This window comes from Pseudonocardia oceani, assembly GCF_019263585.2.
Classification (GTDB): Bacteria; Actinomycetota; Actinomycetes; order Mycobacteriales; family Pseudonocardiaceae; genus Pseudonocardia; species Pseudonocardia oceani.
Map to the genome: position 1 here is coordinate 610,078 of NZ_JADQDF010000001.1, position 14,034 is coordinate 624,111.

The following is a 14,034-nucleotide window of genomic DNA, read 5'->3' on the forward strand; positions in this document are numbered from 1 at the left end:
GCGGGTTGTCTGACTCTGGCCACAGCGCTGCTCCCGCTGGCCACCGCCGGCGCCGCCTACGCCCAACCCCGGCCGTGCGAGGTGGTGGTGAGCAGCGGGCGATGCCTGGTCGAGGCGATCGACCCCGGACGGCCGGGCGGGCCCGCCGAGGCCGACGACACTGGTCCGGATCAGGACGAGAACGGCGGTGTCGGCCCGAGTCGAGGCAACCCGCCGAGCGGGCGTCCCACGCAACAAGACGTCCCTGAAGAGCCCGCTCCCCGCCGGCCGTCGCTTCAACCGTTGATCGGCGAGAACGGCGGTCCGACGGGGTTCGTGGTGGGTCCCGATCGCACCGATGAGCTCCTGGCGCTGCTGGCCGAGGGGGGCGACCCCGACGCTCCGGCACCGCTCGCAGTCGATCCGGCGATCCCTGCCCAGCTCGCGATCAACGAGCTGGAGCTGAGCGGCCCGGTGATCAGGCTGTCCACCAGTGACAACGGATTCGTCGGTGTGCCGGTCTGGTTGTGGATCGAGCGCGACCAGGACCTGACCGGCCCCCGGAGCGCGACGGCCGCCGTCGGCAACGCCGAGGTCACCGCCACCGGTCGCCTGGCGTCGGTGGAATGGGAGTTGGGTCCGTCCGGCGAGAGGGTGGTCTGCGAGGGGCCCGGGACGCCGTGGACGGGTCAGGCCGGGCCATCGCCCGACTGCGGCTATGTCTACGAGCTGCGGTCGCTGCCCGAACGGACCGGTGGATCGGGGCGCTGGCCGATCGTGGCAACGATGGTCTGGCAGGTCGGCTGGGTCGGGATCTCCAGCGGCGCGCCGGTCTCCGGGCAGCAGACGGTACGGGTTTCCGCCGACACCAGCGTGTCGGTCGGCGAGATTCAGGTTCTCGTTTCCGGAGGTGGATCGTGACAACAGGGATCGCGACGCGTAGCAGCACCGCAGCGAGCGGATCGCCGATCACGAACGGAACGCCGACGGACATTCGGCGCCGAGGCCGGGCACGACGGTTGTCGATCGGCGCATTGATGATGGTGCTGGGGGCGGTGGGCAGTGTGGTCGTGTTCCAGCAGATCGGGGACCGCGTGCCCGCGATCGGCATCGCCCGGACCGTCCCGTTCGGCCAACAGGTCACCGAGCAGGATCTGCGCCAGATCCTGCTGCCGACCGGGTCGGAGCTGGCCCTCGTCGAATGGGAGCGCTCGGACGAAATCGTCGGCCGGTACGCGGTGACCGATCTGCTGCCCGGCCAGATCATGACCCGCGACGCCGTGACCGCGGATCGTCTGCCGGGCCCGGGGCAGGCGATCGTGGGAGTGGCCGTGGAGCCGGGCCAGGTTCCGGTCACGCCGCTGACACCGCAGGATCAGGTGCTGGTCGTCGACGCCGGCGAGAGCAGCGGGTCGGGGGTCGACGCGAGCGTCCTGCGCACCGGCCCGGTCGACGTGGGTAGCCGGCGGACCGTCGATCTCCTGGTGTCCGATGTCGATGCACCTCGCGTTGCCCGACTGGCCGAGGCGGGACGAGCCGTGCTCGTCCTGGTCGAGCGGCGGTGACCGATGCTGATCTCCTTCCTCTCCGCCAAGGGCAGTCCGGGCGTCACCACCTCGGTGCTCGCGCTCGCCGCGCGATGGCCACGCGCCGCGATCGCCGTGGACCTCGATCCGCAGGGTGGCGACATCCTGGCCGGGCTGGGCGGAGGCAAGCATCCCGCGCGGCACGGGATCGTCGAACTGCTCGTCGAGGCTCGCAACGAGAGCCTGCACGCGGCGATGGGCCGGCACGTCGTTCGGCCTGCTCCGCACAGCCCGCCGGTGCTCGCCGGCTTCGGGGCCCCGGGCCAGGCGGCGAACGTCCCGTGGGACCTGGTCGGGAGCCATTTAGTCGATGTGCCCGGGGCGGACATCCTGGCCGACTGCGGCCGATTCGTTCTCGACCATTCGGTGTCGGCGGTGCTGCGCCGCAGTGACCTCGTCGTCCTGGTTGCCGGTTCGTCGCTGCGGGTCGTGCGCGCCGCCGCGCGGACGCTGCCGCTCATTCGTCGTGAGCTGGGGACAGCCGGCGAGGCGAACCACGGGCACGGTCCGGTCACGCTGGTGATCATCGGCCCCGACATGCCCTACACCGCCGAGGAGATCGCCGGCGGTTGCCAGACCGAGGTTGCCGGGACGCTGCCGCATGACCCGGTGGCCGCGAGCGTGTGGAGCGACGCAGCACCCACCGGCCGTGGCTTTCAGCGGTCCCGACTGCAGCGCGCGGCCGGTGTACTCGCCCGGGCGCTGGCCGAGCGAGCGACGGTATGCCGCGGCGCGGCAGCGTCGCGGCCGGGCGCCGGGCTCAACGGCAGGGTGCTGCGATGAGGGAGAGTGCGACGGCCGTCGCCGACCGGCGACTCGTGAACACGATCCGGACGGCGGTGCTGCACCGTCTGGGTTCCGATGCCCGCCGGGACGGCCTCAAGGCCACTGATCAGCGCGAGCTTCTGCGGTCCTGGGTCGAGGACGAGCTGGCCGTCGAGTCGCGGCGACGGATGACCGACGGGGAGCCGCAGCTCGACCGGTTCACCGAGGTCGCCGTCCTGCGCGCGGTGGAGAACACCGTCTGGGGCCTCGGGCGGTTGCAGCAGCTCCTCGACCTCCACGACGTCGAGGACATCCACATCGTCGGCGCCGACCGGCCGATGCTACGCATGGCGGACGGATCGCTGCGACGTGCCGCAGAACCGATCGCGGATTCCGACGACGATCTCATCCAGCAGTTGCAGTTCATCGCGGCACACCACGGCGCGTCGGAACGAGCGTTCTCCCCGGCGCAGCCGTGCCTGAACCTCCAGCTGCCCGACGGGTCGCGACTCGCAGCGATGCGCGACGTCGTGCCGCACCCGGTCGTGACCATCCGCCGTCACCGCCTGCTCGACGTCGGTCTCTCCGACATGGTCCGGCTCGGCACGCTCACCGAGCACGCCGCACGGTTCCTGGCCGCGCTCGTGGGAGCCCGGTGCAGCCTGCTCGTGACCGGAGCACCCGCCTGTGGCAAGACCACGTTGGTGCGCGCGCTCGCGAAGGAGATCCCGGCCGGGGAACGCATCGCCACGCTGGAGACCGAGTACGAACTGGCCCTGCACCGGCTACCCGGCGCATCACCGTTGCTGGTCGCGTTGGAGACCCGTCCCGGATCCACCGAGATCGACGCCGCAACCGGGCAACGGGCCGGGGAGATCACGTTGTCCGAACTCCTGCACCAGACCCTTCGCATGTCCGTCACCCGGGTCATCGTCGGTGAGGTCCGTGGCGCCGAGGCGCTGCCGATGCTGGAGGCGATGAACGCCGGGATGCCCGGGTCGATGTGCACGCTGCATGCCGGGTCCGCGGCCGACGCCATCGAACGTCTTGTCACCGCCGCGCTCAAGGCGGCCGGCCAGGGCTGGTCGGACACCTTCGTGACCCGCCTCGCGGCGCAGGGCATCGACTACGTCGTGCACATGCGCCACACCGCGCATCCCGGATCCGAGGGACGCCGCCGGTTCGTCGCCGAGATCGCCGAGGTCACCGACGTGAACGAGAACGGCAAGGTCGCCATGAACCGCATCTTCGCCGAGGACCCGGAGTCCGGCGATCCGCGCGCGGCCTTCCGGATGGCCCCGCAGATTCGGTGGCCCTTCCACGAAGCCGGCATCGACATCGGGTTTCTCACCGGCGAGCACCGCGGGACGTCGCCGGTTCACGCGAGGAGGACGCCGTGGAACTGAGTCCGATGACCTGGCTGGTGACGGCATCCGGAGCGCTTGTCGTGGCCGGCTTGACGGTCATGATCGCCGGCCCAGACCCCGACCCTCCCGCAGCCGGGTCGCGAGTGCGCCGTCGGCCGAACTCGCTGTGGACACTGCTGCGGGCAACACACATGGCAGGAACGGAGCGGAGGCAGCACCGCTGGCGGATCGCCGGGTGGATCGTCGCGGGCCTGCTGGTGTGGATGATCACTGGCTGGCCGGCCGCCGGGGCCGCATTGGCCGGCATCGGGGCCTGGTCGCCGTGGTTGCTCGGTTCGGCGCACGCGGCGCAGGACCAGATCAGCAAGATCGATGCGCTGTCCACGTGGTGTCGCCGAATGGCCGACACGCTGACAGGCGGCGGAGCGATCGGCCTCGCGCAAGCGATCACCCTCACCTCCGATCACGCTCCGCCTCAGATAGCGGGCCCGGTGCAGCAGCTGGCCGAACGACTCCGATCCGGGCACGGCACTCCGCTGGACGCGGTCCGGGAGTTCGCCGACGGCATCGACGACCCGGTCGGTGACTCGGTCGCGGCCGCGCTCGGACTGGCGCTGCACCAGCAGAGCAGCGGCGTGGCTCGCGTCCTGCGCCAACTCGCCGACGGCGTGTCCCGGGACGTGCGCGCCCGTCGCGACATCGAGGCGGAGCGCGCCGAAGCGCGCCAGTCCATCCGGATGCTGCTCCTCATCCAGGGCGGGGTGCTCGCGATGCTGGCCCTGGTTCCCGGTTTCGCTGCTCCGTACGGGAGCCCGCTCGGGCAGCTCATCATGGCCACCCTGCTGGCCGGCACCTTCGCGCTGCTGATCTGGATGCGCAGGCTCGCAGTGGGATCTTCGGCTCCCAGGTGGTTCGGGGCGAGCCGATGAACGCGCTGCTCCTGGCCACTATCGGTGCCGGCGCACTCATCGGCGCAGGGTTGGCGGTCATCCTGGCCGGGCTGACGAGATGGCATCCGGTCCTCTCGGACGCGTTGGCGATGCTCGATGAACGCCATCCCCTGCCAGCCACCGAAGCAAGCGGAGCACCCGGGACGCGCGCGGCGGTATTCCGCGTCCTCGTCGACGTTGCACGGCGCCTGCCCGGGTCGGTCGGCGAACGTGATCTGGAGGTCCTCCAGCTCGACCGGGACCGCCACCTGATCGGACGGCTCGGGACCGCGCTGGCGTACGCAGGGATCGGACCGGCGCTCGCCGTTGTTCTGCTGGTGCTGAATGCGAGCCTTCCCGTCGTCGTGCCGACCGGGTTCTGCGTGGTCGGCGCCGTCGTCGGCTGGACGAGCTACGGGCGCCGCACCCGAGATCGGGCCGACGACGTCCGAGAAGAGCTGCGGTACGTCCTCGTCGCCTACCTCCAGCAGGTGAGCCTGCTGCGCCGCGGTGGGGCGGGCATCGCCACCGCGCTCGGCCTCCCACCCCAACTGCTCGACGACAGCGAGCCGATGCGTCGCATCGGCCGTGAACTCGAGCTGGCCGAACGCGCCGGCCTGATGCCGTGGGAGGGCCTGCGTCGATTCGGTACCCAGATCGACGTCAGCGAGCTCGAAGACCTCTGCACGATCGCCGAGACGGCGGGACACGACGGCGGCGCCGTGATCGACACCTTGCTCGCCCGGGCCGAGAGCCTCAACGACGAGCTAATCGCCGACGCCCACACAGCCGCGAACCGGGCGACCGGCCAGATGAGCACACCCGGCGCGATCCAGGTCTTCCTGATCGCGGCGTGGGTGCTGTTCCCGGCTGCGGCCACGCTGCTGAGCTCGTGACGACATCGAATCAGAGGAGGAACCGATGGAGAAGATCCGTATGACCCTGACCCTGCTGGTGATGGATGTGATCGGACGCCTGGGCGCCCGACTGGGCCCGGTCGACGAGCGCGGCGGAGGACGCAATACCGACGAGGGCTTCCACATCTCCGGCGGCGCCATCGTGGCGGGCGCGATCGCCGCCGGCGTCGGGGCGTTCATCGCTCAGAAGCTCGGCGCCCTCGGCGAATGATGCGGAGTCGCCATGACGACGCCGACAGACACCGGAGAACGGGGCGGAGCGACCAGCGTGCAGATGGCGCTCCTGTGGATCGCCATGATCACGTTCATCATGGCCGTCGTCCAGACCGCGCTGCTGTACCTCGCCGGCCAGCTCGCACTGACCGCGGCCGAGGACGGTTTGCGGTCGGGCCGCTACTACGGCGTCGGATCCGCGGAGCAGGCCCGCCGCAACGCCCAGGACTTCATCGCCCGCACCGCGGGCACCACCCTCGGCGCACCGACGGTGGAGGCCGTGCTCAGCGACGACGGCGCAACGCTGCAGGTGACCGTCAGCGGGACCGTGCTCGCGGTCGTTCCCGGCCTGGAGCTGCACGTCGCCAAGCAGGCGACGGGCGCGATCGAGCAGGTCACGCCATGATCGCGCCCGTTGACGCGCGAGGGGAACGGGGAGGCGGGCCATCGGTCGAGGCCGCGTTGCTGGCCACGTTGATGGGTTTGCTCATCGGTTTCGTCATCGCCGTCGGACGTCTGGTGGCTGCCGAGTCGGCCTGTGACCAGGCTGCCCGCGCGGCCGCGCGCATCGCCTCCATCGAGCGCGACGCGGCCCAGGCGCAGGTGCAGGGCCAGAAGGCGGCCGAATCCGCTGTGGCATCCCAGGGCCTGACGTTGGCGCAGCTTGCCGTCACGATCGACACCACCCAGTTCGGCCGACCACTCGGCGAGCCGGGCGTCGTACGAGCCGACGTCGCGTGCCAGGTGCGATGGTCAGACCTCGCAGTGCCGGGCGCGCCTGGATTTCACGATCTTGAAGCATCGTTCACCAGCCCGATAGACCAATTCCGGGAACGACAGCGATGACCCGGACCGAGGACGAACGGGACCGTGGCGGCGGATCGGTCAGCGCACCGATGGCCATCGCGATGCTGACGCTGATCGCGGTCAGCGGACTGGCGATCGACGGAGCCCGCAAAGCCCAGCAGATCGCCACTGCCGACGCCACGGCCGAGGAAGCCGCACGCGCGGGCGGTCAGGTCGTCGACCTGGCCGCGGTCCAGCGCGGCGAGGCGGCGCTGGACCCGAACAATGCACGCGCAGCGGCCCAGGAGTACCTGGAGGCCGCTGGCGTGACCGGCGAGGTGTTCCTTGTGGCCCCGGACCGGATCCGGGTAGAGGTCGTCCTCCGGCAACCCACTGTGCTCCTCGGGCTGGTGGGTGTGGACGAGATCTCGGCGACGGGCTCGGCCGAGGCCGATGTCGTGCCGTCGCAGCCCGGACCGGCTGGTGGGTGATGATCATGTTGCGGCTGGTGCGCGGGCTGATCGCGCTCGTCACCCTGGCCGGGCTGGTCGCGGGAGTCCCGGCAGCGCTGTGGTCGCTCGGGTCGCCGTTCCTCCCCGACCGACTGCCGACCGTGGACCACGTCGTCGTGGCGCTCACCCGACCCGATGACGGCAGCCTGCTGCTCGGACTGCTCGTGCTCGTCGGCTGGATCGTCTGGCTACAGCTCGCCTACTCGATACTGGTCGAGACCGCGGCCCAGGTTCGCTCGCTGCCGATGCACCGTCCCGATCGGTTCGGGTTCCGGACGACCCGCACGCTCGCCGCCCTGCTCATCGGCTGGGTCCTCACCATGGCCGCCACACCGGCGACCGCATCCACCCCGGCTCCCGTCACGGTGAGCACATCCTTACTTCCCGCTGCCGCTGCGTCGGCGCGGTCGGCACCCGTGGACGGGCCCATCCACGTCGTGCAGGCTCGTGACACGTTGTGGGACATCGCGGCCCGCGTCCTGGGCGATCCGCTGCGGTGGCGCGAGATCTTCGATCTCAACGACGGACGTCTCCAGGCCGACGGCGGCCGGCTGAGCGACGGATCGGTCCTGCATGTCGGGTGGGAGCTGCGCCTGCCACCCGAGCCGGACCCTTCCGACATACGAGTGCGCGTCGAGGTCGGGGACAGCCTCACCGGTCTCGCGGACCAGCACCTCGGCGACCCGGCCCGGTACCCGGACCTCTACGAGGTCAACGTCGGTGTCCGGCAGCCGGACGGCGGCTATCTGAACGACCCCGACGTGATCCGACCCGGCTGGCTCCTCTCCGTCCCCACCATCGACGGACCCGTCGATCAACCGATGGACGACATCCCGCCGCCTGTTGACGGCACCGGTCCCGATCCGCCACCCCTCACCACCTCGACACCGACACCCGAGCTCCAGGTCCCGACCGGGGATCCGCTGACGTCGATCCCGCTGCCCGAGACATCGACACCGACCCCGCCGAGCAACCCGACTGGCGGCACCGACACCGCACAGACGTCGTTCGCAGTTCCAGCAGCGCTCGTCGTCTCCGGGCTGGCGGCCAGCGGGATCGTCACCGGAATCGTCGCCTACCGCCGCCGTCAGACGCGCTGGCGCCGCGCCGGCCGTCAGATCGCCCTGCCGGATCTGGACCACTCCCGGCTCGAGTCCGCCACCTTCACCGCAGCGCAGACCGCCGGGACACGGTTCCAGGACACCGTGCTGAGATCCCTCACCGTCACGCCCGGCCTGCGGCACGGGTTGCCGTCGCTGGAGGCTCTCTGGCTCGCACCGGCGGGTATCGATCTCGTGCTCACCGAGCCACGGGACGCGGTCCCGCCGTTCGTCGCCGAGGACGACGGATCGGTGTGGCACGTCGATGCGGAGGCGGCCTTGCCGATCACGGAACTGGAGGCTGTCGGTATCGCGAACCCGTTCCCCGCTCTCGTCTCCCTCGGCACCAGTGAGGACGGCGCGACCCTGCTGATTGACGCCGAACGAGCCGGGGCGCTCCACCTCGTCGGCGATCCGACCAAGACGATCGACCTGGTCAGGAACATGGTGGTCGAGCTCGGCACGTGCCGTTGGGCCGATGACACCACGGTCATGGTCGTCGGACTGGAGGCCGGCCTGACAGACCTCCCCCCGAACCGGGTCGAGCACGTACAGGACGTCCGGACCGCGGCCGGTCGTCTACGAGCGGCGATATCAGCGACGCAGGAGCACCTGGCGAGGGTTGACGGCGGCTCCGTGGTGGACATGCGGGTCCAGGACCAGCTCAGCGACTCCTGGGTCGTCAGCGTCCTGCTTGTGGCCGAGCCCGACGAGACGCAACTGCAGATGCTCAGCGAGCTGTGCCGGGAGCTCGCAACCGGTGAACGAACCTCGGCCGCCGTCATCACCGCCGGAGCATCGACAACGCTGCCCGGGGAACAGGTGCACATCGACTCAGACGGCACGATGCAGATACCGCGGCTGGACACGGGAACGTTGCGCGCCGAGCAGATGCCCGCCGACATCGCCCTCGGGCTGCTCTCGGTCATCGGCACCGCGCTGGAGCACGACGTACCAGTACCGTCCGCGACCGAACCTCAGCCCTGGGCCGACAACATGCGCAGCGACGGGTCCCTGCAGCCTGACACGGATTCCCCAGAGGCCGGTCCGCTCGTGATCGAGATCGACGATTCGGATGAATCCCCGGCTCGCCAACCGCTCCTTACGGAGGTTGCTGGTCAACAGCCTGACCCAGCTGCCCACCGGCGGCTGCTCCTGGCGGAGAAGCAGGACCCCGAGTTGGACGACGACATCGCGCTATGGCGCGCCCAGGGACCGTCAGCGCGCCCGCTCGTCTCGATCCTCGGCGAACCGGCCTTCGCCGCTGCCGGTCCCCTGCCCGAGAAGCGGCACAGCTGGTACGTCGAGGTCGTGGTTTACCTGGCGCTGCACCCGACGGGCGTCGACCGGGACAAGATCACAACGGACCTCTGGCCGGAAGGGAGCACCGTGCGGCCCCCGACCATCCGGCGGGCCGTCGCGGAGGCGCGGCAGTGGGCCGGCAAGAACCACAGCGTCGACCCGCCCGTCGACCACATCCCGAGCATCTCACCCGCCGGCGGTGACCGATACCGGATCACCGGGCACCTCATGGACTGGGACCTGTTCCGGCGCCTGCGCAAACGCGCCCAGGCCCGCGCCGCCGCCGGTCGACGAGCCGACGCGACGCACGACTACGAGAACGCCCTGCGGCTTGTCCGCGGCCCGGTCCTCCACCCGCTGCGGCAGCGGGGATACGGCTGGCTGCACAACCCCGACCAGCGCCACGAGCACCTTATCCCCGGCTTCATCATCGACACCGCCCACGAGCTGGTCGACCTCGCACTCGACGACGGCGACATCGAGCTCGCCCGGTTCGCGGCCGAGACGGCCCAACGGGTCGACCCGGACCGCACCTTCGATCGCCCGTTCACCGACCTGATGCGCATCGCCCACGCAGCGGGCGATCTCGCCGAGATGCGCGAACACGCCGAGCTGCTCCTCGCCGAGCGAGGGTTCGAGGTCGGCGAGGACCTTCCACCCGAGAGCTTCGCCGTGTTCGACGCGCTGTTCCCGCACGGCCTCCGCGTCCCGACCAGCTGAGGACCCGGTGGCGGCGATCCTCGTGACGGCAAGCTGCGCCGTCGGCGCGGCCGCACTTATGCCCCTGCTGGTGCGCCTTGCAGCGGCGACGGCGCATCGCAAAGCCGTGACCACGACGCCGGTTCGCCTTGCGCTGGCCGCGGCGCTCGGAGGCGTCGGTGCCGCAGCGGGCGCACGGCTCGACACCGCCCACGCGGTGGGGCTGTTCCCCATACTGATCCTGGCCGGTGCTGCAGCGCTCGTCGACGCCCGTGAGCGCAGGCTCCCCGACGTTCTCACCGGCTGCCTTGCGGCCGTCGTCGCGGTGGCGATCACTCTGGCTGTCGTCGGCGGGCGCGCCGACGGCACACGCGCGATGTACGGCTTTCTCACCGGTCTCCTCCTCGCGATCATCGGGAAGTGGGTGAGCGACCAGGCGGTGGGGTGGGGCGACGTCAAGCTCGCGCCGAGCCTGACCGCGTGCCTGGCCTGGAGCGGCTGGTTCACCGTGTACCTCGGCCTGCTCGCCTGGGCATTGCTCATCCTGGCGACCGCAGCCCTGCTGGCCGCTCGTTCAGGTCGGGCCGTGATCGTGCCGTACGGCCCCGCGATGGTCACCGGAACTCTGATGGCGGTGCTGGTCACGGCCTGATCGCGCCGCGACCGGGCTCAGGTCGGTGGCTTGATGGTTGGGCGGGGCGCGGGGAACGGCCGGGCCCGTCGCCGAGTGCTGCGCGGGCGCCGGACGCTTCGTTCTGCTGATTGAGGAGTTCGACGGCGTCGTCGTCGGCTTCAACTGCCAGTGCGCGGGATGCGGCTCGGAACGGCTGCCGCGTCGCCTCCCCGCCGGGGGCCGGCGAGGACGCGGCCCGTTGGGGCGTTCGTGCCGGGGATGCGGACGCTGCATCGAGGTCGACGTCGGCGAACCTCTCGGCGATCGCCCCGTCGACCTCGCTCAACATATCCCGCAGGTTCCGCGCGACCGCCTGGTGCTGCGCGCGTCGTGGATCGAGGTCGGCTACGGCAGCGGCCTCATCTGCGGTGCCCCACCGGTCCTGGCCCAGTCGAAGCGACCGATCGGTCACGCTCCACCCGACGAGCTCATGGGCAGGCCGAGTGAGGATGTGCTCCCGCAACGCTCCGGCCAGGTCGTGGTTCGCCAGCTCGGCGCCGACGGGACCGAGCCCCGGAACGAACCCGACGACCGCCCAGCTGTCGCGGCCGAGGCTGGACAGCGACACGACCATCGCCTCACGCTCCATCTGCCCAGCCAGCAGCCCACGCGCAGCGCGATAGGTGTCATTGTCGAGCGGACGCGGTAACGGTCCGGCCGCTGCGGATGGATCGCCGGTGGCGTTGGCGAGGGCCGCCCGCCCTGCGTGCACGTCGCGCGCCGCCCGTCGCCGACCCGGGCGGTCCCGCGCCACGGCCGCACGCCGGTGCCGGACCAGCCCGTCAGCGATGAACGTGGCGACGTGCGCGAGCTGGTACAGCTCGTAACCGGGAACCGCGAGCAGCGGGTAGTCGGTGGTCATGGCGCCATCCCCGACGTCGGCGGCCGGAGACGCGACACCGACGCCGGAGCCGGCGGCGGAGCCGCCGCACCGGATGCCTTGGGCCACAGCCGCGACGGCGTCGCCCGCAGATCCCGCTTGACCAGCGCCGGGAAGAAGGCGTCCGACGCGATGTCGACGGCACCGCGCAGTACCCGCTCGGAGCCCGGCGGCACGAAGACGTGCCGAGCGAGGTTGTAGGCATCGCGGAACGCGTTGGTACAGCTGTGGAAGGCGCCATGGTCCCGTACCTCGAACGCGACACGACCGAGCTGGACCCGCAGGTACGAGCGATTCGTCTGCTCCCCCTCTCCGACGATGGTCACGCTGGACGCCGGACGGCCGATGGCGTTGACGACGACACCCGGTTCGGGCATCCCTCGCAAGCCCCGGATGCTCCTGCGGTCGGCGTTGACCGGCAGCGCCTTGGCCGCTTCGTGGCTTTCCAGCCAGACGTTGAGGAAGTGCTCCGCCGTCGTCTCCTGATGCAGATACAGCAGGGTCCGGCCGATCCGCACCGCCACGGCCGCCTCGTCCGTGCCCGGATGCTGCACGGTGACGGCCGTGTCCTGGGCTCCGACCAGCCGCACGATCGCCAGTACGGCCTGGTCACTGCCGCGCGTCACGGCCGCGGGCCTGTTGATCGTCGCGTCATCCTCGCCTCGCTCTCCGGCACCACCTGTGTGGCCGAGCCTGGCTCCCGCGGGAATCCGGCGCGTTCCCTCCCGCTCCCCTGCGCCGCTCTCGAGCCGGAGTGGGGATCGCGCCGCGCCAGGTGGCGGGCCTGCAGGCGGGCGCCCGCGACGTCGGCCGCGGCGGCCTGATGCGCGCGGTCCCGTTCGCGTTGCCAGGCCGCGATCTCGTGCAGGAGCCCGGCCACGGCGATCGCCAGGGCCACCGAGCCGGCCGTGTCCTTCCCGCGGAAGCCGCGGGCGGCGAGCAGTCGCCGTGCGAGCATCCTCAGTTCCGCCCCCACGGGGCCGACGTCGGGAACCCGCCCTCCCGGCGCCCGCGAGGCTCGCTCGTACCGTTCTGCGGCATCCGACCAGCCCTGCTTGTGACCTCGGTCGTTCGCGGCGAGCGCGGTCAGCACGTCGCCGGTGGCGTGGACGATGCCGTCGACACCTTCTTGCGGGTCCGGCGTGCCGACGGCCACACGGGCGCGGACGACGACGTCCTCGGCTTCCGCGGACGACGGCCGTTCAGCCGGACCGGGCCGGTCGGGGTTCTGGGCCCATCGGCGGCGCAGCTGCGGCAACGACAAGTCCGGGGCGAGCTTGCTTCCGCTGAAGAAGACCTGCTGGCCCGCCGCCGTGACGTCACCCGCCCTCCCGATCCGGTAGCCCAGCGCGTCACCCGACGGACCTCGCCGCAGCTCCGCCCGATAGCCCATCGCCCGAAGCTCCGCGACGAACTCCTCCGGCCCGACCGCCCGGATCGCCGCCTCGTGCGCGGCGCGGCGCAGCTCCGGTCTCGCCGGACCGCGCCCCTGCCGTGCCGCCTTCTCCGTCTCGCCCCGACCCGGCCGCCGGGCCGCCGTGTCGTCGGCCACGGCGGTGATGGTCAGGCCGAGACGCTGCTCGATGGCCCGGGCGGTCGCACGCAGCTTCGGGTAGTCGTGATGCGGCCAGAACCGACGGCCGGTGTCCTGGCGCACCAGGACGGCCGCGATGTGGATGTGGTCCTCCGCGTGCCGGATCGCCACCCAACGCGGCCCACCCGGATCGCCGCGCTCGGCGATACCCGCACCATCAAGCAGTTCCCGAGCGATGTCCGCCCACTGCCCGTCATCCAGGGTGCGGTCCGACGCGGCGACCCGGGCCGAGCAATGCCACACGTACCCGCGCTTCGACCCGTTCCGCGGCGCGCGGGTCGGCAAGCCCGCCGCGATCGCCGGCGCGTGCAGCGCATCCACCAGCGGGCCGAGCTGCAGGTCGTACTCGGAGGGTCCCGTCCGCTCCGGCTGCCAGCCCGCGTCGAGGCCGTCCCAGCTCGCGATGACCCTAGGTGAACGATGCACCTCGGACGTGCCCGGACCCAGCAGGTAGGCCAGCAAACCGGCCGGCCGCCAGCCGTGAACGACCTTCGTGATCACCGGCCCTGGCGCCCGCCGCGGGCTCCCGCTCGCCGGCCCCCCGTGCCGGCTGCGAGGGCTGCGGCCGTCGCAGCGTCGACCCGGCCCAGAAGCTCACCAGCCAGGTCCGCGGCACTCGTCCTCTGTGCGCCTGACGTGACCTGCTCGATGACGTCCACGGCCCGGCGGACATCGGCGCGGAACCGGACCAGCTCGGCAACGAGCTCCTGCCACGTCACCGGCACCGGGTCC

General features: G+C 71.4%; 15 protein-coding genes. 12 read left to right on the forward strand and 3 right to left on the reverse strand.

Translation table 11 applies throughout. The features are described from left to right. Positions 1 to 81 precede the first annotated feature (81 nt). From I4I82_RS03060 to I4I82_RS03115, 12 genes are all read left to right on the forward strand, one after another. The gene (locus I4I82_RS03060) at positions 82 to 900 is read left to right on the forward strand and encodes a hypothetical protein (RefSeq protein WP_226369846.1); all 819 of its coding nucleotides are present in this window, start codon (positions 82 to 84) and stop codon (positions 898 to 900) included. Continuing rightward, positions 897 to 1,544, forward strand: coding sequence for a hypothetical protein (locus tag I4I82_RS03065; RefSeq protein WP_218595181.1), 648 nt, complete (start codon positions 897 to 899; stop codon positions 1,542 to 1,544). The genes I4I82_RS03060 and I4I82_RS03065 overlap by 4 nt, the downstream gene beginning before the upstream one ends. A gap of 3 nt (positions 1,545 to 1,547) precedes the next feature. Then, positions 1,548 to 2,348, forward strand: coding sequence for a CpaE/TadZ family protein (locus tag I4I82_RS03070; protein ID WP_218595182.1), 801 nt, complete (start codon positions 1,548 to 1,550; stop codon positions 2,346 to 2,348). Between the two features lie 257 nt (positions 2,349 to 2,605). Then, positions 2,606 to 3,736 (forward strand): TadA family conjugal transfer-associated ATPase, encoded by a 1,131-nt coding sequence (locus I4I82_RS03075; protein WP_218595183.1) that lies wholly within the window; start codon positions 2,606 to 2,608, stop codon positions 3,734 to 3,736. Continuing rightward, entirely contained in the window at positions 3,727 to 4,626 is a 900-nt protein-coding gene (locus tag I4I82_RS03080; protein WP_218595184.1) for a type II secretion system F family protein, read from the forward strand. The genes I4I82_RS03075 and I4I82_RS03080 overlap by 10 nt, the downstream gene beginning before the upstream one ends. Continuing rightward, positions 4,623 to 5,522 carry a type II secretion system F family protein gene (locus I4I82_RS03085; RefSeq protein ID WP_218595185.1) on the forward strand — a complete coding sequence of 300 codons (900 nt, stop codon included), beginning with the start codon at positions 4,623 to 4,625 and terminating at the stop codon, positions 5,520 to 5,522. Before I4I82_RS03080 ends, I4I82_RS03085 begins: the two co-directional genes overlap by 4 nt. A 25-nt stretch (positions 5,523 to 5,547) precedes the next feature. Then, positions 5,548 to 5,754, forward strand: a complete 207-nt coding sequence (locus tag I4I82_RS03090; protein ID WP_218588791.1) for a hypothetical protein — start codon at positions 5,548 to 5,550, stop codon at positions 5,752 to 5,754. A gap of 12 nt (positions 5,755 to 5,766) precedes the next feature. Continuing rightward, the gene (locus I4I82_RS03095) at positions 5,767 to 6,162 is read left to right on the forward strand and encodes a TadE family protein (protein ID WP_218595186.1); all 396 of its coding nucleotides are present in this window, start codon (positions 5,767 to 5,769) and stop codon (positions 6,160 to 6,162) included. Continuing rightward, positions 6,159 to 6,602 (forward strand): TadE/TadG family type IV pilus assembly protein, encoded by a 444-nt coding sequence (locus I4I82_RS03100; RefSeq protein WP_218595187.1) that lies wholly within the window; start codon positions 6,159 to 6,161, stop codon positions 6,600 to 6,602. The genes I4I82_RS03095 and I4I82_RS03100 overlap by 4 nt, the downstream gene beginning before the upstream one ends. Further along, on the forward strand, positions 6,599 to 7,033 hold the full coding sequence (locus tag I4I82_RS03105; RefSeq protein WP_218595188.1) for a TadG family pilus assembly protein: 435 nt from the start codon (positions 6,599 to 6,601) through the stop codon (positions 7,031 to 7,033). Before I4I82_RS03100 ends, I4I82_RS03105 begins: the two co-directional genes overlap by 4 nt. Then, positions 7,030 to 10,176, forward strand: a complete 3,147-nt coding sequence (locus I4I82_RS03110; protein WP_218599910.1) for a LysM peptidoglycan-binding domain-containing protein — start codon at positions 7,030 to 7,032, stop codon at positions 10,174 to 10,176. Before I4I82_RS03105 ends, I4I82_RS03110 begins: the two co-directional genes overlap by 4 nt. Positions 10,177 to 10,183: 7 nt before the next feature. Next, on the forward strand, positions 10,184 to 10,807 hold the full coding sequence (locus I4I82_RS03115; RefSeq protein WP_218595190.1) for a prepilin peptidase: 624 nt from the start codon (positions 10,184 to 10,186) through the stop codon (positions 10,805 to 10,807). Here the strand turns inward: I4I82_RS03115 and I4I82_RS03120 are convergent. The 3 genes from I4I82_RS03120 to I4I82_RS03130 are packed head-to-tail and all read right to left on the reverse strand — an operon-like array spanning position 10,797 to position 13,803. Further along, positions 10,797 to 11,690, reverse strand: a complete 894-nt coding sequence (locus I4I82_RS03120; protein WP_218595191.1) for a hypothetical protein — start codon at positions 11,688 to 11,690, stop codon at positions 10,797 to 10,799. The genes I4I82_RS03115 and I4I82_RS03120 overlap by 11 nt on opposite strands. Next, positions 11,687 to 12,334 carry a hypothetical protein gene (locus tag I4I82_RS03125; protein ID WP_218595192.1) on the reverse strand — a complete coding sequence of 216 codons (648 nt, stop codon included), beginning with the start codon at positions 12,332 to 12,334 and terminating at the stop codon, positions 11,687 to 11,689. Before I4I82_RS03125 ends, I4I82_RS03120 begins: the two co-directional genes overlap by 4 nt. After that, a complete protein-coding gene (locus tag I4I82_RS03130; RefSeq protein WP_218595193.1) occupies positions 12,331 to 13,803 on the reverse strand; it encodes a relaxase/mobilization nuclease domain-containing protein in 1,473 nt (490 codons plus the stop codon). The genes I4I82_RS03125 and I4I82_RS03130 overlap by 4 nt, the downstream gene beginning before the upstream one ends. Positions 13,804 to 14,034 lie beyond the last annotated feature (231 nt).

Coding starts and splice junctions, on each gene's coding strand:
- I4I82_RS03100 (WP_218595187.1), top strand. CDS start 6,159: ATGATCGCGCCCGTTGACGCGCGAGGGGAACGGGGAGGCGGGCCATCG.
- I4I82_RS03090 (WP_218588791.1), top strand. CDS start 5,548: ATGGAGAAGATCCGTATGACCCTGACCCTGCTGGTGATGGATGTGATC.
- I4I82_RS03105 (WP_218595188.1), top strand. CDS start 6,599: ATGACCCGGACCGAGGACGAACGGGACCGTGGCGGCGGATCGGTCAGC.
- I4I82_RS03085 (WP_218595185.1), top strand. CDS start 4,623: ATGAACGCGCTGCTCCTGGCCACTATCGGTGCCGGCGCACTCATCGGC.
- I4I82_RS03095 (WP_218595186.1), top strand. CDS start 5,767: ATGACGACGCCGACAGACACCGGAGAACGGGGCGGAGCGACCAGCGTG.
- I4I82_RS03070 (WP_218595182.1), top strand. CDS start 1,548: ATGCTGATCTCCTTCCTCTCCGCCAAGGGCAGTCCGGGCGTCACCACC.
- I4I82_RS03120 (WP_218595191.1), bottom strand. CDS start 11,690: ATGACCACCGACTACCCGCTGCTCGCGGTTCCCGGTTACGAGCTGTAC.